At 41.1% G+C, this 21,313-nt stretch carries 13 protein-coding genes; 8 read left to right on the top strand and 5 right to left on the bottom strand.

What is annotated here, in order from left to right; genetic code table 11:
• The first annotated feature begins 352 nt into the window (after positions 1 to 352).
• Positions 353 to 949, top strand: a complete 597-nt coding sequence (locus C9J48_RS08235; RefSeq protein ID WP_006228687.1) for a toxin-antitoxin system YwqK family antitoxin — start codon at positions 353 to 355, stop codon at positions 947 to 949.
• Between the two features lie 103 nt (positions 950 to 1,052).
• On the opposite strand, the gene C9J48_RS08240 is transcribed toward C9J48_RS08235, so the two are convergent.
• From C9J48_RS08240 to C9J48_RS08250, 3 genes are all read right to left on the bottom strand, one after another.
• Positions 1,053 to 1,619 (bottom strand): sugar O-acetyltransferase, encoded by a 567-nt coding sequence (locus C9J48_RS08240; RefSeq protein WP_006228686.1) that lies wholly within the window; start codon positions 1,617 to 1,619, stop codon positions 1,053 to 1,055.
• A 236-nt stretch (positions 1,620 to 1,855) separates the two neighbouring features.
• The gene (locus C9J48_RS08245; RefSeq protein WP_006228685.1) at positions 1,856 to 2,446 is read right to left on the bottom strand and encodes a response regulator transcription factor; all 591 of its coding nucleotides are present in this window, start codon (positions 2,444 to 2,446) and stop codon (positions 1,856 to 1,858) included.
• A 15-nt stretch (positions 2,447 to 2,461) separates the two neighbouring features.
• Positions 2,462 to 4,396 (bottom strand): sensor histidine kinase, encoded by a 1,935-nt coding sequence (locus C9J48_RS08250; RefSeq protein ID WP_006228684.1) that lies wholly within the window; start codon positions 4,394 to 4,396, stop codon positions 2,462 to 2,464.
• Between the two features lie 213 nt (positions 4,397 to 4,609).
• Here C9J48_RS08250 and dsrO point away from each other — a divergent pair, with 213 nt between their 5' ends.
• From dsrO to C9J48_RS08270, 3 genes are read left to right on the top strand one after another with little or no spacing between them, the layout of a single operon-like run.
• Entirely contained in the window at positions 4,610 to 5,398 is a 789-nt protein-coding gene (dsrO, locus tag C9J48_RS08260) for a sulfate reduction electron transfer complex DsrMKJOP subunit DsrO (RefSeq protein ID WP_006228682.1), read from the top strand.
• Positions 5,398 to 6,534 (top strand): NrfD/PsrC family molybdoenzyme membrane anchor subunit, encoded by a 1,137-nt coding sequence (gene nrfD, locus C9J48_RS08265; RefSeq protein ID WP_006228681.1) that lies wholly within the window; start codon positions 5,398 to 5,400, stop codon positions 6,532 to 6,534. Before dsrO ends, nrfD begins: the two co-directional genes overlap by 1 nt.
• An 11-nt stretch (positions 6,535 to 6,545) precedes the next feature.
• Positions 6,546 to 9,635, top strand: a complete 3,090-nt coding sequence (locus C9J48_RS08270) for a tetrathionate reductase subunit A (protein ID WP_006228680.1) — start codon at positions 6,546 to 6,548, stop codon at positions 9,633 to 9,635.
• Positions 9,636 to 9,904: 269 nt separating this feature from the next.
• On the opposite strand, the gene C9J48_RS08275 is transcribed toward C9J48_RS08270, so the two are convergent.
• Together C9J48_RS08275 and C9J48_RS08280 are read right to left on the bottom strand one after the other, a co-directional pair.
• Positions 9,905 to 12,169, bottom strand: coding sequence for a patatin-like phospholipase family protein (locus tag C9J48_RS08275; protein ID WP_006228679.1), 2,265 nt, complete (start codon positions 12,167 to 12,169; stop codon positions 9,905 to 9,907).
• Positions 12,170 to 12,606: 437 nt separating this feature from the next.
• Positions 12,607 to 14,607 carry a replication initiator protein RctB domain-containing protein gene (locus C9J48_RS08280; protein ID WP_006228678.1) on the bottom strand — a complete coding sequence of 667 codons (2,001 nt, stop codon included), beginning with the start codon at positions 14,605 to 14,607 and terminating at the stop codon, positions 12,607 to 12,609.
• A 1,315-nt stretch (positions 14,608 to 15,922) separates the two neighbouring features.
• Here C9J48_RS08280 and C9J48_RS08285 point away from each other — a divergent pair.
• The 4 genes from C9J48_RS08285 to C9J48_RS08300 all read left to right on the top strand — a co-directional run bounded on the left by C9J48_RS08285 (position 15,923) and on the right by C9J48_RS08300 (position 21,138).
• Complete coding sequence (locus C9J48_RS08285) at positions 15,923 to 17,137, top strand: AAA family ATPase (RefSeq protein ID WP_006228677.1); 1,215 nt, start codon at positions 15,923 to 15,925, stop codon at positions 17,135 to 17,137.
• Positions 17,138 to 17,145: 8 nt separating this feature from the next.
• Positions 17,146 to 18,120, top strand: coding sequence for a ParB/RepB/Spo0J family partition protein (locus C9J48_RS08290; protein ID WP_006228676.1), 975 nt, complete (start codon positions 17,146 to 17,148; stop codon positions 18,118 to 18,120).
• 129 nt (positions 18,121 to 18,249) lie between these two features.
• Positions 18,250 to 20,385, top strand: a complete 2,136-nt coding sequence (locus C9J48_RS08295) for a tRNA(Met) cytidine acetyltransferase TmcA (RefSeq protein ID WP_242610774.1) — start codon at positions 18,250 to 18,252, stop codon at positions 20,383 to 20,385.
• Between the two features lie 12 nt (positions 20,386 to 20,397).
• Complete coding sequence (locus C9J48_RS08300) at positions 20,398 to 21,138, top strand: phosphatase (protein WP_006228674.1); 741 nt, start codon at positions 20,398 to 20,400, stop codon at positions 21,136 to 21,138.
• The last annotated feature ends 175 nt before the right edge of the window (positions 21,139 to 21,313 follow it).

A 21,313-nucleotide genomic window follows, 5' to 3' on the forward strand; every position in this document is an offset into this window, starting at 1 on the left:
CAAGTAAGCAGTGTTGAATTTATGCTACAAACGTTAACTATTAAATGTGACAAAAATGCTTCAGCTATGTATCTTCAGGTGAAATGTAAGTTTTCAAAAATGTAATAAATAGAGTTTGAGAGATAAGATAAAAAGTGAAAAATTCAATATTTACAATGTAAATCAGCATCTTGGATTGTTAAAGTAATTTTCGACATAACTAAATTACGTTTGATTATTGATAATCTTTGTTTTTGTGATGTGAACTTGCTTGAAGTCGCTATGTCTTATTCTCGGTACTTCATCTTGCTTGTGAGTAATTTGAAGCAACGTTGACTCTCTATAAATAGAATTTATTTCTTTTGGTGATGACATGAAAAAAACGATTCCTCTAGCGCTGTTTTTACTTTCATTTTCGGGACTATCACAAGCTGCTACCGTTGATTACCTTCAGTCACGTAACGGTGTTGCCTATCAAGTAAATCAGGAGAAACCTTTCTCTGGCACGTATGTACAAAAATACGAAAACGGTCAAAAAGCCATTGACGTAACCTTCAAAGAGGGAAAAGAAAACGGTGTGGCCACTGAGTGGTATGCCAGTGGTGAAAAGCGTGGTGAAGCGCATTATCTTGACGGTAAAACAAACGGTTTGATGACTAAGTGGTATGAGAATGGTCAGAAATCGTTTGAGACGACCTACAAAAATGATATGAAAAACGGCGTAACAACAGAATGGTACCGTAATGGTCAGAAGTCTGAAGAAGCGACGTTTAAAAAAGGCAAAGAAAATGGCGTATCCACTGAATGGTACGTGAACGGCCAGAAACGTGAAGTGGCAAACTTCACCAATGGTAAGAACAGTGACGGTGTTATGACTGGCTGGTACGAAAACGGTAAGAAGGCCCTTGAAGTGACATTCAAAGATGGTCAAGAAGTATCACGCCAGTATTGGACTGTTGATGCAGCCTAAACATGGCTTTATTGAAGCACTCTGATAATACTCAATAATTCCATTTCCATAACGTTTAGTGATTATAGCCAACCTCTTTATCAGGTTGGCTATTTCCTTGAGGTTATTTACGCTCACCTTCTTTAAGGTAACGAATAGGCTTCGCGGGAGATCCGACACAGACACTGTTTGAAGGCAGATCTTTCACCACCACACTACCAGCCCCCACAACAACATTATCGCCAATGCTCACGCCGGGGCAAACGGTAACATTGGCACCAAACCATACATCATTGCCAATCGTAATCGCTTGAGCAAACTCATCCCCCCTCGCCCTTTCAACAGGATCAAGCGGATGACCTGCCGTTGAAATAACCACTCCAGGGGCTAGTAAACAGTTATCACCAATCGTAATAGGTGCAGCATCAAGAATGGTACAACCATGATTGATATAAAAACCGCTACCGACTTTTATGTTGTAGCCATAATCACAGTTAAAGGGGGATTCAATCCATGCGTCACTGTTATAGCCAAGTAGCTCATTAATCAAACCCTGTCGAACATCTTTCTGAGTCGGACAGGTTTGATTGATCTTAAAACATAACCCTTTGGCGCTATGGCGTTCGGCGGTTAGCTCTTCATCCCACGCTTGATATATTAAACCAGATAACATCTTTTCTTTTTCTGTCATTACCATTCCATTAAGCAATCTTTATAGTCGATATTATGCGAAATTGTATGGAGTAACTCATAAAAAGTCATTCACGAGATAGAAGGTAAAATCAGTTTTTCAGCCATGATCACACTTGGTAGGAGTGATGAATCACCCAAAGAAATGGTCTTCAGTATTAATATACTCAGCGCAAATTTCCCCTCTATTTAATTAACACTTGTATCACCACGCAGCACAACAAACACAGGCTAAAATTACGTTTTAATTTGCGAATAGAACATCACTAATTCCGCGATAGTTTTTGCATGAAGTTTCTTCATCAAACTAGAACGGTGCACTTCAACCGTACGTACAGCAATACATAATTCATCGGATATTTGTTGGTTTTTATAACCTTTGACTAATAAACGTAAAATGTCTTGCTCGCGAGTCGTTAATGTTTCAAACGCTTTGTGTAATAACAGTTGGCTTTGATTGTGTAAGGATTTTTTTTCAGCATGATGAATTGCAGCCACTAGTTTTTCACCATCAACCGGCTTTTGGAAGAAATCAATCGCACCATGTTTAAGTGCTTCAACAGCCATAGGCACATCACCATGACCAGTCAAAAAAATAACCACGAGGGGGCTGTGTTTATCTTTTAATAGCCGATGAACTTGCTGTCCCATCATGATTGGCATTCGAATGTCTAACACCACGCAACCGGCTTGTTCAATATTCGCTTGATCAAGAAACGTTACACCATCAGCATAACTTTCAACCTTAAAATCATACCCCTCAAGCATGAAGGCTAATGAATCACGTACTGATTCATCATCATCAACAACAAAGACTGGTAATGGCACGTGTAGTTTCCTTCTTTAATTTTCGGTATTAGCGATATAAGGCAAACGCACTTCAATACGACAGCCATGAGGATTATTAGCGGTCATCGCCAATGTACCGTGATGATCTTCAACCACATCACGGCAAATAGCTAAACCCAAACCTAACCCCTCTTCTTTTGTGGTAAAGAAAGCACTCTGCAATAACGCAGCATCTGCTTCCAATCCAATACCATTATCCGTAACCACCAGCTTCATTTGTTTTTCTACTGGTAGGTATTCTGTATCAATCACTATTTGATACTTTTCTTGAGTATGCTGCTTCTGAAGGCTCTGCTTTTGATCATTCAGCACACAAGCATCCATCGCATTTTTGACTAGGTTCAACAGTAATTGCTGGAAGCCAATAGGGTCAAGATAGACAGGCACAGCTTGTCCGCTTTCTGTCATCGATAACGTAATTTGATGCTTAATTAAGTCATGATCTAGCAACATGACGGCATCGGTGATCAATGCCTGCACATTGCTGTATTGCTTGTTGATTGGCCGTTTTTTTATCAAGGATCGTAACCGCTGAACAATATCATCCGCCCTAATAACTTGTTGTTGGATTTTTTCTAATACCACTTTAAGATCGTCAGCTGATGATCCTTTGTTTATTCGCACTAAACCACCTTGGCTATAGTTACGAATAGCAGATAACGGCTGGTTGATTTCATGGGCAATACTGCCGCCTAACTCGCCGACAATTGCCACTCTTTGGGCATGTTCTAGCATGGCATTTTTTTCTTTTAATCGATTTTGAGTCGCAATTAATAGCCGTTGATTGCGGCTAAAACGGTACTCCAGTAAAAAGTGATACAAATTGAGAACAACAACAAAGAGTAGAAACGTCCAACCCCATTGCTGATTACTCTTCAGCCAAGTTAATGCTTCTTGCCACCATGGCTTTTGTAACGGGTGAAGATCAAGATCTTGATACAACTTATCAATTTTTAATTGACTGATCGGTGCCGACCAACCTAATGAATTCGCAGCGATTGCCGCAGGATCTCGCTCTGGAAGATCCAACAATGCGCGTGCAATTTTCTTGGCTAAGGTTTCAGATGCTTTACCTGTTTTGGCAAAAGACCAATTAGGGTATAACGCAGTTGATACTTGGCAGCCAAAACCCACTGGCGCTTGGTTATCTAAAACTCGGTACTGACTAAAATCAATTAACCCTTCCTTTCCCATTGTTTCTAGTTGGCAAACAGGTAGTACCGCCGCTTCTACGTGTTTATCACGTAATTTGTACAAAATGGCATCGAGTGGAAAACCAATAAAATCAACTGTCGAGAAAAAACGATTCGGATCTAAGCTCAGTTGCTGCATATTTCGGCGTAAGGTTAAATAGCCGCCAAATGCACTATCAGATACCGCAGCCACTGGCTGGTTATCTAAATCAGTAAGCGTGAAATATGGGGAGTCGTTACGCACTACCAAAGCAGAACCTATTGCCAATGTCGTGCCACCTTGTTGCTGACTTCTTAACGTTGCCAACCAAGAAAGGGGATATTGACGCCCTAATCGAACAGACTGCCCAGGGTTGGTGATCACAAAATCGACCGTCTGAGTTTTTACCGCATCTGTCATTTGTTCAAGCGTATAGGGGTGTAATAAAAATTCAGTACGGGGAATTTTACGTTCTAACCAATCCATGGTTGGCTGCCAACGGTTTAAAGCTTCTAAACTACCTCTAGTGGCTAAAATACCGACATCAACTTTTTGATTAATGGCACTATTGGCAGGCGGGGGATCTTTCGCGAAAATAGTGTGAGGAAAAGCGATAGCAGCAAGAATCACCACAGAATAACCGATCACGTTAAGCCAATATCCACCAGCAACGCATGATCTTTGCTTCTTTTTGGGCTTCTTTTTTTGTGAGTTTCTTTTCAGGCTAGGCACTATCCAACACTTCATTTCGTTCATTTATCCACTTGGTCATGATTGCCGATAAAAGATTTTTCTTGACTCATTATGACACTAACTTCACCGAGGATGATGCGAAGCGTGAGGTATAACACTGTTTTTTCTTGTCTTAGATCAATCCTAAATAGGGTATGTGGAAAACCACAATAGGCGCTGAACCATCGATTTCCGACAATCATCTTGTCTCTTCTACTAATGAGCAAGGTATGCAGTATGGATCCGAGTAAAAGACGATTGTTATCAGGCATTGGCGCAATAACCGCGGGTGCCGCATTAATTCCTGTCGTACAAGCAAGCAACACCTCAACAGGTCACATTGTGGTGGGCAATAAATTTAAAAACAACGATCAACCTGACCGCAAAGGCATGAAAGGAAAACGCTATGCCATGGTGGTCGATTTACGTAAGTGTGTCGGCTGCCAAGCTTGTACAGTCGGCTGTAGTATTGAAAACCAAGCGCCTATTGGCCAATTCCGCACCACCGTAAAGCAATATGAAGTTACCCTTGATGATGGTAGTACAGACACGAAACAGGTGAAGTCTTTTATGCTGCCTCGTCTATGTAACCATTGTGATAACCCACCCTGCGTCAAAGTCTGCCCAGTACAGGCCACTTACCAACGTGAAGACGGCATTGTCATGGTTGATAACAAACGCTGTGTTGCCTGTGCCTATTGTGTACAGGCTTGCCCTTATGATGCTCGCTTCATCAATGACGAAACCCTTACAGCCGATAAATGTACGTTTTGCGCCCATCGCTTAGAGCAAGGTTTATTGCCAGCTTGTGTGGAAACGTGTGTGGGTGGTGCGCGGATCATTGGGGATTTAAATAACCCAAACAGCGAACTCAGCCGACTGCTCGTTGAACATAAAGACGAAATAAAAGTATTGAAACCGGAAGAGAACACCAAGCCACATGTGTTCTATATCGGTTTAAACACTGAATTTAGCTCACACATTGATGGTAAAGCGGCGATTTATGATCCCCAAGGAGAGAAGTAATGAACATCACTGAAATTCTTGTTCCTCCACAGGACATCGCTTGGTTGCCCTGGGCAGTACAATACTTTTTCTATATTGGTTCAGCTTACGCCGCGGCCATTTTATTTTGTATCGCATGTGTATTTAAACACCACACGAGCCATGCGTTACGTGCGGCCCTCGCACTTGTGTTAGCTATTTCAGCGGTTGTCGGTCCGTTAGCGTTAACTGCCGATCTTCATCAACCAGGGCGTGCTTGGCACTTCTTTACCCATTTAACATCATGGTCGTGGATGTCGAACGGATCATTATTCTTACCGATTTTTTCTACTTTAGCAGTGTTAGTCGCATGGCTGTATTTGCGTCCTGATATTCAACAACTCGAAAACAGCCCCTACCGCATCGTTAAACTCGCCAGTAAGTTAACCCTTGGAAATTGGACGGTACCATCAAACGCTTTTATCGCATTAACCGTATTGACCGCACTATCTGGTTTAACCATTGCGCTGTATACCGGCGCTGAAATTGCGGTACTTCAAAGCCGTCCGTTATGGCATCAATTAGCTTCACCATTACTGTGGTTTGTCACCGCTTTTCTAGGAGCGATTAGCTTAACCGGCATTATGTTGCTGCTCACAACCGAGCCGAGCCTCACAGCAAAACCAGCCTTCACTAATGGTGATAGTATTCTGCTTAAAAGAACCACCTTATTAAGCGCTATTTTGGCATTAATCTTATTGCCTCTATGGGTAGTGAACAGTAATAGCTTAGCGTTACTTAACGATCCGCAATGGGTTACTCGTTTAACCGTGCTCACTATTTTATTTATTTGCTGTATTGCCCTTGCCATTCGTTTTACGGCACAGTGTTTTTCCACCAGAAAAATAGGCTTAGTCATTACCAGTACCATCACGTTAATCAGTTGTTGGTATCTTCGCTGGGTCACCATTATGGATGTACAAACCATCCCCCGTTACGATGCTGGCACTTATCCTTATGAGTTGCCAATGGGACCTGCAGGCCTATTGGGCATTGTCGCCATGGCAGGTTTGTGGATTGCACTAGCCGCGGTATTAAGCGAAGTCGTGCATCAAGCTAAAACTTCCCGAACTCTTTCATCTTCATCTGTTGCGCCGTCTGCGCACCACGTACTGTAGAGGGCAATATTATGGATAAGAAACGTCGTCAATTTATCAAGTCTGGCCTAGCTGTCGGTGGTGTCACTGCATTTGCGGCAGGCTATTCTTCAACCGCTCAAGACATGGTAGAAGGCTTAGTAACAGGTACATCAGGTGTACCGACCAAAGATGCTCACTTTGGTAATTCACTGGAGCCTGAATACAAAGTTAATGAGAACGGTAATTTAATTTCAAACCCTAATCAGCGTGTTGCCCCGTCCATGTGTTTCGGTTGCTGGACACTATGTGGTGTAAGGGTACGCGTTGACAATAAGACAGACGAAATTTTACGTATTTCAGGTAATCCTTATCACCCGCTATCAAATGATCAGCAAATTCCCTTTAACACCCCAGTAAAACAGGCGTATCTGTCGCTAACAGGTGAAGCCGGTTTGGCAGGGCGTTCAACTGCCTGTGCGCGTGGTAATGGCATGTTAGAAATACGTAACAGCCCATACCGAATTACCCAACCGTTAAAGCGCGTTGGTAAGCGTGGTGAAGGAAAATGGATCCCCATCAGTTATGAACAATTACTCACAGAAGTGACTGAAGGGGGCGATCTATTTAACGAAGGTCATGTTGATGGTTTAAAAGCCATTCGCGACCTAACCACTCCCGTCGATCCCAATAACCCTGAATATGGCCCTAAGGCCAATCAATTATTAGTGACCAATGCCGGTAATGAAGGACGTGATGATATTCTAAAGCGCTTTGCCTTTAACAGCTTTGGTACGCGTAATTTTGGTCATCATGGATCGTACTGTGGCTATGCCTTCCGTGCTGGTTCAGGCGCACTGATGAATGACTTAGATAAATTTTCACACGTAAAACCCGATCTGGATAATACTGAATTTGCATTGTTTATTGGAATGTCGCCGGCACAAGCGGGCAACCCTTTTAAACGCCAAGCAAGGCAACTCGCTAATGCCCGTACCAATGGCAGTTTTGAATATGTCGTGGTTTCCCCCGCCCTGCCTGCCTCATCAAGTTTAGCCGCAGGGTTAAACAATAACTGGCTACCGATCAACCCCGGTACCGACTCCGCCCTTGTGATGGGCATGATCCAATGGATCATTGCCAACGAGCGTTACAACCGCACTTTCTTATCACAACCAAGCGCTCAAGCCATGCATGCAGCAGGTACTGCGCACTGGTGTAACGCGACACACTTGGTGATCAGTGATGAAAGTCATCCGCGATTTGGTTCTTTCTTGCGCGCTTCCGACATGGGTATGCCTTATGAGGGTGAAGTGCGTTCAGAAACAGATGCTTATTTAATAATGGATGCAAAAACCAATACCCTGAGTATCAATACCCAAGCAGAACCTGCTCAATTATTTGTTGATACAGAAATGGAAACGACACAAGGTACGGTACGGGTAAAATCATCCTTTCAGCATTTAAAAGAACAAGCCTTTAAATACGACATCGCATACTACAGCGAACAATGTGGGATCTCAGAAAACCAAATTATAAGCCTCGCTCAGCGCTTTACGTCACACGGCACTAAAGCTGTTGTCGATACCCATGGCGGCAATATGCACAGCAACGGTTTCTATAACGCCTATACCATTCTGATGCTGAACGCGATGATCGGTAATATCAATCTAAAAGGTGGTGTAATGGCCAAGGCTGGTGGCTACCCAACATCCGGTAACGGACCGCGTTATGATTTCACCACCTTCCCAGGTAAAGTTGGACCTAAAGGCGTGTTTTTATCACGTAGTAAATTCCCTTACGAAAAAACCAGCGAATACAAACGAAAAGTCGCGGCAGGCACATCGCCTTACCCTACTCGTGCGCCTTGGTATCCAATCTCTGCCCCGTTATTAACGGAACATTTATCAGCCGCAATCGATGGTTATCCTTACCGTTTAAAAGCGTGGATCAATCATATGGCTAACCCTTTATATGGTGTACCAGGCTTACAAGATCTTATTGGTGAAAAGCTCAAAGATCCGAAAGAGCTGCCATTAATTATCTCTGTCGATGCATTCATTAATGAAACAACCGCACTTTCTGATTATATCGTGCCAGATACAGTCACCTATGAAAGCTGGGGAATGACCAGCCCATGGCATGGTGTTCCGACCAAAGCTGTAACAGCACGTTGGCCAATCGTGAAGCCTCTTACAGAAAAAACTGCCGATGGGGGCGCCATTAACTTAGAAAACTTTTTCATCGATATTGCCAAGCGTTTATCTTTAGGAGGCTTTGGTGAAAAAGCGATTAAAGATGCACAAGGTAATTGGCACGCTATTCATAATGCTGAAGATTTCTACTTACGCTCGGCTGCTAATTTAGCGTATGTCGCAAAAAGCGTACCCACCGCCAGTGCAGAAGATATGTACCTATCAGGGTTAGAACGCCTACTGCCCGATATGCAGCGCGTTCTGACAGAAGAGGAATTGGGTAAAGTCGCCTTTATTCTTTCTCGTGGTGGGCGCTTTGAAGATGCCTCTGAAAGTTATAGCGGTGAATTCATGAAGTATCAGTGGAAAAAGCCATTAGCAATTTGGAATGAAAAATTGGGTACGTCACGAAATACGCTATCGGGTCAGTTTTATTCTGGTTGCCCAACATGGTATCCACAAAAACTGGCTGATGGCACGCCCCTTCGTGAACAATATCCCGAACAAGAATGGCCATTTACTTTAACGAACTTCAAATCCAATATTCACAGTGCAGTTTCAAATTTATCACCGCGTTTAAATTCGATTAAGGGGGTAAACCCAGTGTATATACACCCGCAAGATGCGCTGAAGTGGGAGTTAAATACAGGGGATCAATTCACGATTACCACCCCGAGTAATTCGACAGTCGCTATCGCGATGATTGTCGAAGGGGTACAACAAGGCACTCTCGGCATAGAGCATGGCTTTGGTCACAAAGAGCTAGGAGCAAGATCGCACACCATTGGTGATAAGGTTCAGCCAATTAATCAATATAACGCTGATGGCGTAAATATTAACGATATAGGCTTAACCGATCCAACACGAAAAGGGAAAGGGGTATTACTTGATTGGGTAGTCGGTGCAGCAGCAAGGCAGGCTCTTCCAGCTAAAATAGCAAAGATCTAAAAAGTATCTTTGGTATTATTTTGATTAGATAACACCCTGACAAAAAACAGGCAAAAAAAAAGCGAGCCATATACGTGGCTCGCAAAAACTCATAATTTACATTTCAATAAAAAAGAACATTCAACATCTACCATCCATGACAGATCATCAACATCCCGCAGCTCTTATTGAAAGGGACAAAGGTTATATCGCTAACCAGTTTGCCTTTTCCTTTATATAAAATGTCAGCCTAATGTCAAAACATTCATGTTGTTAATCAATCGTTTTCATTATTTGAAGGAGCCCCCCAAAGAGAAATAGACTGAACTCTCTTTGCCATCCGCTAGACCATAACCTAAATAAACAGGCCCGATCGGAGAATCGATCCCGATATAGAGACTACCTGCAGTAATCGCACTATTCCAATTGATGTCTGACTTATCATTCCACACGCCACCTTGTTCTAATGATCCGCCAAGGTAAATCGGGGTAGAGAAGATACCAAAGTCATTATCAATCCAACGGTAACGATAAATAAGCGCACCAAAAGCACGGTAACGACCATTCAATTCGTAGCGATGATAGCCAGATAGATTGAATAACCCACCAAGGTCTTGTACGTATATCGGCAGTAATTCATTCGAATCTGAACCGCCTGTTTTCAGCAAAACAGATACTGTATGCCTATCATACGAAAAAGGTTTCATCAGATTAATATCATAATAAAATGTCTTATCATCTGTTTCATTACTACCGACTTGGCTGCTGGTTTGACTATGCCCGAACCGAGCATCAACCAGTAAACCAGCTGATGGGAAGTAATAACTATCAAGCGTATCGTGAGTCGCGGCAATATAAGGACCATATGCACTGTATTTTTCTTTGGTGCCATCATTGTCGATTAATGTGACATCACCTCGTTGTCCTTGATAACCCACCTTGAGTGCGCTCCACGGACGTATATTCCAGCCAATCTCAGCAAATGTATTCACATCCTCATATTGAGTCTCAAAATTAAACAGCCCAGGTTCCAGCGTTGAAAATGAGTCGTTCCCTGCGGTAAATTTACGTATTTCGTTATTCCACCCCAGACCAAAAGCAGTGAAATACTCTTGTTTGTAGTCAATAGGAAAGTAAAACTCAGTATTTACTTTTTTCCAGCTTCCTATTTCCCATTCCAGTTTCCATTCACCACCACGATCGGTTAAATCGGTATAAATGTACTGGGCACCAAACGAAAAATCGGAACGATTGGTAAAGTCATCTTCAAATGAAAATTTGAAATTAAGGTAGCCAGGTCCCCACGACTTTTCTGTCACATCAAGATTCAGAACGTTCTCATCACCTTTTTGATCAATAAAATACGTGATTCGAGAAAAATTATCTTGCGCATGCAAACGTTCTACCGCTTTCTCAAGTTCTTCGGTCGAAATAACCCGTTCAACAGGAAGATCCAATAAGGCCAACAATGCCTGATCCGACAACAAAGTATGATTATCCAACACAATGTTATCAATATAATATGCAGGTCGACTTGATAAACGGCTACGACGATCTTGTTTTGCTTTGATATAAGCAATGTAATCTTCTTCAGATAACTGATATGGCAGCAATTGTGGTAAAGAGGTTCGCGCAACGTTTTTACCTGCTTGATAAGCTAATTCCATCTTATCAAAATCAGGTGCGAGCATGAATGCCACATCTGGTTGCAAATACACATCGCCATCTTTCATTAAGCTGATTTGATGATCTGTATTTGAATTTGTCATGAAAGTGGTTAGCTGAGAAATAATATTTAGCGCACTATTAAGATCACTTTCAGGTAATAGAGGGTCGCGTAAATCAACGGCAATAATAACATCAGCGCCAAGGCTTTTAGCCACATCCACGGGCATGTTATTCACTACCCCGCCATCAACTAATTGTTTGTTATTCCAAATAACAGGCTTTAACGCACCAGGTACTGTCATAGATGCTTGCATGGTCGTCGCAAGATGCCCAGAATCAAGTACAACAGGTTGAACTTTAGCAATATCTGTCGCAACACTACGATAAGGGATAGCCAAGTCATCAAAGCTTTTTAATGTCGGTAGATTGTGGGTTAATGAGCGTAGTAACACCGCCATACCCTGCCCTTGAAATGCCCCCGGCTTGGATTTAAACTCGCCCTCAAGGGAAATACCGAGATCAGTATGCAGTTGGTAATCATCATTTTGTTGTTTACGACGCAGTACTAAATCATTGCGTCCTACTCGCTCTTTATATCCCCCCTCCCAATCGGCTCCAAAAGTACGGTTTTTAACTTCTGTTGCATCTAATCCCATGGCATACATGCCGCCAACATACGCGCCCATGCTAGTACCAGTCACAATATCGACCGGAATTCGATTAGCCTCAAGTACTTCAATCACCCCAATATGCGCAGCACCTTTCGCGCCACCACCACTGAGCACTAACCCTATTTTTTTCCTATCATGGTTAGGCTCAACATCAGTGGTCACTTGGGCAAATGCCATTTGATTAAACGCCATAAGGCAAAAAATACTTCCTAGCATTCGATATTGCTTAAACAAAATACGTCCTTATACATCGGTAAAAAGTGCAATATCATTCTAGATAAGTAAATGGTCAAATAATTGCGCAGGAAAAATTGATAATAACAAGGCAGAAATTGAAATAACGAGTGGCTCTAATGATGAAATTTCTAACGATGTTATAAGTAATTTTAACTAACAAGGATGCTCAAATACTTGTCTAGATTGGTATTACTATTCAACTACTAATTTACGGGGATTCAGCTAAAAGTAAACGTTAAAAAATATGTGTTTAGCGATTGTATGATTAAAAGAGAAAGGCTAACCAATAAAAATGGGAGACATCTTAGTGATGTCTCCCATTGGTATATTTACACATTCTCTCTGAGTGGCTTTCAAGCAAATTGTTCAAAATATTTACAGTGTAAATAGCTTAATGATAATTACTTTATTATGATTTAGACGCCACGAGCCACATCATCTAATGCTGCCAATACTTGTTCATTGACATGACCTTCATGAACAAGTTTACAAACCTTACGGCGTACTGCAAGACCGGAAATGAGACGCTCAATGGATAAGTGTCGTTCACCTTCTTGATTATTGTATAACTCAACCGTCTTACTCAGTGTTTCATAGCTAACGACTTCAGTACCCACATATAACCACTCAAGCTTCTGTAAGAACGCCTGACACTCTTCAGTGACAGTTGTCGCTGAATGACCAGTCATTGCAGATAATGCCGTTATACTGCGCTGTAGCGCCTCTGATGACGTATATTTGGATAAAACTATTGTTAATTCATCAGCATTAATTTCAACTAAGTGTTTTCTTAGCTTCACCCGACGGCCTAAACGCCCCTTCGGTCTGCCTTCTTTTCGTTGAATAGGTTCAAATTCACCATCAATGATCTCGGATAACTGATCAAGCTGCTTTTTAGGCATGATCTCGTTACGAAGCGGGTTTGGCATCGTTGGTGCCATGTTCCGCTTCCCTTCATTGGTGGTTTTAGCTCGAGAATAACGGATCACTTCATCAGCATCACACTTAATATCGATTTGATAATCACAATAACGTTTAGTCACATCTTCAGGTTTGATGGTTAAGTGATAACCAAACAAATTAACCGCAAAGACATCAGCAGTCACTGTACCTTCAGCAAGTTTGCGTAATTCACGAATTAAATCAGACGAGAAACGGCGCCATTCAATATTACGTGCCAGTTTCTGATTTAACTCACTGAGCATCATTGAATCATTGGCACGGCGTGACATACGACTACGGAAGAAGGTGTACAGCTGAAAGACTAAAGTATGCTGACGTAAGATTTCAGGTGGAAACAAGAAGAAATAATCACGCGTTAACAATTCATCGAAAAATGACGGTTCCCACACCAAAATATAAAGATTTGGCTTAATACGGATCTCGCCATCATCGCCTTCTTGTGGTGCTTCTTCTGATGCTGTGATTGTTCGCGCAATAAAACGGAAGCGATCACTTTTAAAGCCTTCTGGCATATTGTCACTTAACCAACGGCCTGTGAGTTCATGCAGTTGAAAGTCTGTAAATTCTATGCGATCAATACTTTCACGAATCGAATCACGGGCTGGACCACTGTCTTTTTTACCACGAAGGGCAAGAATATCAGTAATATAGACTGGCGTTTTATTGCCCAAAGTGCGAGATTGGATCTCATAATCAGATAAATGATGATCATGATATTGAACCGTTAGCGTAAATAACGCGAATAACGTCATCAGATCATCAACAGTCATGATCGACTTTGATGATCGTGTTTCAATGATTGCTTTGGTACCACTGATCGCAACCATCGACTTTTGATAGCTTTTTTTAGTACGAGGTGGGGCTAACGCTTGATCAATGATCCCTGCCCAGCTGGTGGGTGAAACAACGATTTGATCCGCTTCATCAGGCATTGATGGTGGAGTGCCTAACCCATATTCATTTAACAAACGTCGATTAACGTGATTTTGCGCTAATGCTTTTGAGCGCTTTTGTTTATCTTTTTCTTTGCTTTGTTCTGATAGTAAACTGCCAGTACCAAGTTGAGAAATAAGTAGAGCTGGATTAATGAAATGATGAAGCATGGTTTTACCAGCAAGGCCTTGTTCAAATCGAACAGGTTCTTGATTAAATAAACCAACATTTACAGCAGCTCTGAGCCTTTGTTGAATGGCAGCACGCGTTAGTTGACCTTCTGTTGCTTCTACAAGTTCAGTGGTTGAAACCAATCCGTCTTTCGTCGATAGGCCTCGTAATGAGATCAAGTTTAATAATTCAATGATGCTTTTGGTCACACCCTTGAAATGTTGATACTGCGGTAACCAATCAACCAAAGCCGACGGAATTGAAAATAAATGTCCATCTTTGTGAGATCGAGGATCGAGGATCAGGATTTTCTCAATTACTTTTTTATCGTTATTTGGAGCCGGTTTCATTTGTCATTAGCCGTAGAAGCATCATCTTTCCGAAAGAATAATCTAAAAAGATCCAGAAAGAAAGTTCTTTTTATTTAAAGATTTAAATACTGATCTTTATGTTTAAAGTGATCTATATGATTAACTGATCTAATGATCAGGCTGAAGAAGTACGTGTAACTCTTTGATTGTAAGGAGTTAAAAAAAGAGTCATTTCGGAAGTATGATCATGGAACTTACGGAAAAGTGATCAACAAACCATTGAAAGCATGATCATTAAAGCATTGGAAGTATGATCATTATAATCGTGAAACCATGATCACTAGCAATTCGTAACGATGATCAAGATATTCTTACAGCTTACCCCCAGAGTTATCCACAGGCTTGAGACAAATTTAAATTCTATTGATGAAAAAAACGGTTTTTTGGTACAGAAAGATGATCATGGAAACGCTTTTCAACCTACTTTCATCTCTTACTGTGGCTTTACAATGCTTTTAGCGCTTTATTTGCCTTAATTGAAATGACACTTACCGTAAGATGTTACTGATTTTATATGTGTCCGACTATGGATTAATGATCAAGTGCTATTGTTTGCGTTTGAATTTCGATTTATTGCCATTTTAGCGTAATTTTTTTGCTTTGTTAGCGTCTGTGTTAACAACAAACCCCTTTTATAACCTACGTTCACCGTAAATTATCACCTGATATACATGCTTCCGGCGGGATCCCTAAGTTTGATAGCTATTGATTCTCGCTCTTGATCATACTTCCGATCTTATTCGTATCATAGTTATTGAATTTACATTGTATATTTCATCTTCTCGCTCTTGATCATTGTTTCGATATAGCGCGCTTTTAACCAGAACGATGATCAAGTTATTGCCAATTCAATCGTATGTCTTCTTAAAGCACTGCAACACTGACTTAGTCCCCTACCTTCTGTATTTCGTCGGTTTAGAACCAAGATTAGCTAAGTTGTATGTTTTTATCTGATTTCATATTTAAAATGAGGCTGAAATTATTGAAATTACACTAGCCGTAGTTTAGGTGTAATTTATCACGCTTCCGGTAGCAAGTTTTATATTCTCTTTTTCTTCTTCAAGAATGATTTACAATGTAAAAAGGTGACGCTGTAACAGTTTTAATGTTTGATGTTTAGTGTGTGATTATCAGTAAACATCAAGCAATTATTTATCTTAAAATTTAGCTTTATTCCATTAACGGAGTTTTTTACTTGAGATTAACATCACATCCATATGTTCAGCTTTTTATTGTTCTAGTTTTGCTTTGCTGTACAATGGATTGCAGTCAACAGTAATGGCGAATAATAAAAATGAATAGGGAAAAAACGATACAGAATTTGCTCAATATTGCTGAGCAAACAAAACAGGTTCAAGCTGATCGAATTGAGATCGTATTAGAAGAACGCCGTGATGAACACTTCCCTCCAATGTCAAAAGCATTGATGGAAACACGTTCTGGGTTAACGCGCAGAAAGCTTGATGATGCAATTTCTCGTATGGAAGCGACGGGGCATCAATTTACAAAAAATAATGCTAATCATTATTCAATTACGCTAGATGAAGCGCATAAGTTAATGAAGGCAGCTAAAAAACCTGCTTTTCATGAACGTGAAGGTGCGGGAAGAAAGCCTTGGGTTGTTAACGTCCAAAACCAAAAGGGCGGTACTGGTAAATCAATGACTGCCGTTCATATTGCGGCTTGTTTGGCACTTGACCTTGATAAGCGTTACCGTATTTGTTTAATTGACCTCGATCCACAGGGATCATTACGTCTATTTCTGAACCCATTAATCAGTGTTGGCAAGCAAGATACCATTTATTCTGCCGTCGATGTAATGCTTGGAAATGTGCCAGAAGGTCAAGAAATGGATAGAGATTTCTTGATGGATAACGTGGTTTTGCCTACTCAATATCCTAACTTAAAGACGATTGCAGCCTTCCCTGAAGATGCGATGTTTAATGCGGATGCATGGCAAGATCTGGCGGTAAATCAAGACTTAGATATCGTTCGTTTGTTAAAAGAGCGCATGCTCGATCCTATTGCTGACGAATTCGATATCATCATGATTGATACTGGCCCACACATTGATCCACTTGTTTGGAATGCGATGTATGCATCAAATGCGCTGATTATTCCGTGTGCGGCTAAACGTCTTGATTGGGCTTCAACCGTTAACTTTTTCCAGCATTTACCGACTGTATATGAAATGTTTCCGGAAGAATGGCATGGCCTTGAGTTTATTCGACTTATGCCAACAATGTTTGAAGATGATAATAAAAAGCAAGTATCTGTATTAACCGAGATGAATTACCTGCTACAAGAGCAAGTAATGATGGCGACAGTTCCTCGTAGCCGTGCTTTTGAAACATGTGCTGATACGTATAGTACTGTTTTTGATCTAACAGCTGCTGAGTTTGAAGGGGGTAAGAAAACTCTTTCAACAGCACAAGATGCAATTCAGCGTGTTGGTCTGGAATTAGAGCGAGTGATGCATAGTCACTGGGCAAATTTAAACCAGGAGTAACATAACAGATGGCGATTAAAACCAAAGATCTTAATGCTCGTCTGTTTGGTAAAGCGGATAAACGCCGTGCAACCAATGTGACAGAAGCACAAACAGCAGCAAAAGATAAAGCCGCTGTTATTGAACTTGCAATTGCAGGTGAAGAAACGGTTGCTTTTGAGCTGATTAAAATTAATGCCGCAGAAGTAAAAACGAAAACGCAGGTTTTTTCACAAAATGCACGTGAACAAGCGTTTTTAACTGAGCATGCTCTAGCCGACATTCTTACCACATTAAAAGATCGCGGTCAGCAGTATCCTGCTGTTGGTCGTTGGTTAGAAGATGGAAAAATTGAAGTACTCGACGGTAGCCGTCGTCGTATGTCATGTATTTTAGCTGATAAAGACTTTCTGATTTATGTCGCAAAAGGCATTAATACAGAACATGCTAAATTTCTATCTGATGTCGCAAATGCACATAAACCCTTGTCATTATTTGAACGTGGCAAAGAGATGCAAGCCCTGCTTGATAGTGGCAAAGTTACGGATCAAAAAGAGCTCGCCAAATATTGTCAATGCAGTGAAGCATTAGTCAGTGGTGCATTGAAAGCGGCAAGTTTACCAATGGAATTGCTAATGGCATATCCAAGTGTTGGTGAATTAGGTCGACCAACAATTGTTAAATTACATCGTATTTACTTTGGTCTTGCAGGGCAACAGCAGCAGCAGCTAATTGAACAATTAACGTCAGCTGACAGTGCGATGTGGAAGCGAATTGATGCGCAGGGCATTACTAGAATTACGCGAGAAGTCACGATTCAACTTGAGCAAATGGGGGACTCACTGCAGCCCAAGCTTTTAGTTGAAAAGGCCAAAGCGCAAGAATTGGTTAAAGGAAAAGTGACCTTTACTCGAGATGGTGACAAGCTTCAGCTTAAACTAAAAAAAATGAGTGATCGCCAAGTCGAAGATATTTTGGCTTATTTAAACGATTATTTAAAATAAGTTATTTTGATTCTTTATTAAAGGCCACGTCAGTCGACGTGGCTTTTTTATATCTGATATTTAACTAGATCAGATAGCGCTCTAGCTTGGGTATATCATCGGGTGCTATGATCAGTAGGTTGTTGTTTTATGAGTATCACTATGACTGATTTATTGCCTTTTTCATCCCAATTAATAGCTCAAGCAAAGAACGCCAATTGCCGTCATTTAGTGGTATTAGCGGGTGACCTAGCGTGGGGAACTGAGTCTGCTAATTCCTTTACTTCAGGTTACCCAAGCTATTTTTGGGCTGGGGAGAATGCGCCTGAAAATGCCGACTCATTATCGATTAAAAAAGCAAAAAAACTTTTAGGACAAGAAACAGATTGTTTAGTTTTTAATGCGCATAATGGCTTTGACGCTGATGCATTTGGTGCGCTTTCTGGCACTGTTATTGGGGGCGGTTTATTACTGTTATTAGTACCGAGCTGCTGGTTTGATGCTACGCTAACACAATTGCCTTTTATTCAGCGCTTAGTTAGATTGTTATCTGCACCTGATGTTTTGCTTATTCAGCAGTCAGATACTTGCCTTCCTGATCTACCACCTTCTTATTTGGCTGAAAATGATTATCAAGATTTACGGTTCAGTTGTTTAACTCAAGAGCAAACATTAGCTGTTGAAGCAATTAAAAAAGTGGTGACTGGACATAGAAAGCGTCCTCTTGTTTTAACGGCTGATCGAGGCCGAGGAAAATCGTCTGCGTTAGGTATCGCTGCTGCAAGTTTAATGACAGAACGTAGAATTCGTATTGGGGTAACATCGCCAAGTTTTGCGAATGTGAATACTTTATTTACAAGAGCCGCAGAAGTATTAGGTATCGATTATAAGCAAGAAAAAAGTTTATCGTTCGAATCTAGTGACATGGTATTTTTCGCTCCTGATACATTGCTGACAACACTACCCGGCATAGATTTCTTGATTGTTGATGAAGCCGCTGCCATACCAGCACCTTTACTTTCGCAAATGTTGACACATTATAATCGGGTGGCTTTCGCCAGTACGATTCATGGTTACGAAGGAACCGGGAGAGGTTTTGCTATTAAATTCCGTCAACAACTTGATCTGAAAACACCACAATGGCGTCAGTTATCGATTACTCAGCCTATACGTTGGGCGATTAATGACCCTTTAGAAAAATGGGTATTTAGCGCTTTATTACTTGATACTGATGTTATTCCAAGTCATTGCTTATCAACAAAAGCGAGTTCAGAAATTACGTATCGTACGGTGCCAACGAAAGAACTTATTGTTGATGAAGTTTTGTTATCTTCGTTGTTTGGCCTTTTAATAAATGCACATTATCAAACGTCTCCTAACGATATTAGCCAACTGCTTGATGATGCGAATATACAGTTATTAGTCGCAGAGTTGAAGAATGACAGTACACAGGCTGCAAGCATTGTTGGTTGTTGTTTAGTTTCTCTTGAAGGTGGTTTCGCCTCCGATTTAGCCCAGCAAGTTATGTTAGGTAAACGGAGAGTAAAGGGGCATTTATTAGCGCAATCTGTTGCGGCTCATATAGGTATTCTTCAAGGGGCAACTCAGCATTGTGCACGTATACTTCGTATCGCTGTGCATCCCTTTTTACAACAACAAGGTATTGGTTCATCATTAGTAGGCTTTACTCAAGAATGGGCTAGTCAACAAGGGTTAGACTATATCGGAACCAGTTTTGCTGCTGCCCCTGAGTTGGTGTCTTTTTGGCGCAAAGCTGGTTTCTTACCTATTCGTTTGGGGGTCACTAAAGATGCTTCTAGCGGTGCCCATTCTTTATTAGCTGTTCAACCAATATCTGACGCGGCGCAATTTTGGCTGCAATGTGCTGTCTCGCTATTTTCAGCAAACTTTTTAAGCCAACGAGTCGAACAATTTAATAAGCTTGAGAATGAGTTATTCATTTCCCTTTTTCAATATTCTTCTGCGCAGTTAGATATTGCGACGTACATGCCGCTGCCATTATCGTTTCGTGACCTTCAATTAAATTGTTATTGTCAAGGAGGGTTAGGGTATGATTTAGCTATCGCGAGTATTGAATCTTGGTTATCTGAATGGGTCACTTCAGACGATTTTATCCATGATCCTACTGCGGCTTTGGCGGTGGTTAAAGTGCTTCAGAAACAGAGTTGGGATACGGTTGTTGCGCAGTTTTCATTACCAAGCCGAAAACATGCAGAACATGCTTTACGTTCTTACATTACCCAGCATTATCAATCTTCATTGTAGGAAAAGGACATTATGCAGCTTCTTGTTGATACACATACGCACACAATTTCTAGCGGCCATGCTTATAGCACTGTATTGGAAAATGCCGCGGCAGCCTCGCAAAGAGGGTTGGAAATGTTCTGTGTGACAGATCATGCTCCGACAATGCCTGGTGCTCCGCATTTTTGGCACTTTGCAAACCAACGGGTTATTCCACGTATTCTTCATGGGGTTGCTGTTTTACGCGGTGTTGAAGCGAACATTCTTAATACTAAGGGTGAGATCGATTTAGATGAGCGCATTACCAATCAATTAGATTGGGTTATGGCGAGCTTTCATGAACCTATATTTAGATACACCAATAAAGCAGATCATACCCAAGCTTTGCTAAATATTATTCGTTCTGGCCGCGTTGATGCGATCGGGCATCCTGGGAATCCCAATTACGATTTTGACTTTGAATCTGTTTTTAAAGAAGCAGCTAAGCACAACGTTGTGATGGAAATAAATAACTCATCATTAAGTGGTTCACGTGTTGGTAGCGAAATCCGCTGTGAAGACATAGCAATGTATATAAAAGAAATTGGTGGTCGAATTACAACGGGATCTGATGCTCACTTCGCTGCTGATGTGGGTAACTTTGAAAGTGTTGAGCCGTTATTGAAAAAAGTTAACTTCCCAATCGAGAGTATTATAACTCGTCATCCTCGATCTTTTCTGAACTTCCTTGAAGAGAGAGGTAAAAGTACGATTTCAGAGTTAGCTCACCTCTAGCGTGTTTCTATTTACAGTGTAAATTTTGTTTTTCAGCTTGATAATCTATTTACACTGTAAATCCACCTCTCTTATTTTTAATACAACCAAATGTATTAACTACAAAAAAATACTTTATCGTCAATTTATCGTCTACAGTTAAGATCTTGAGGGTTATTTTGGCTCGCGTTATGTT

It is taken from the genome of Photobacterium profundum (assembly GCF_003026285.1).
Classification (GTDB): Bacteria; Pseudomonadota; Gammaproteobacteria; order Enterobacterales; family Vibrionaceae; genus Photobacterium; species Photobacterium profundum.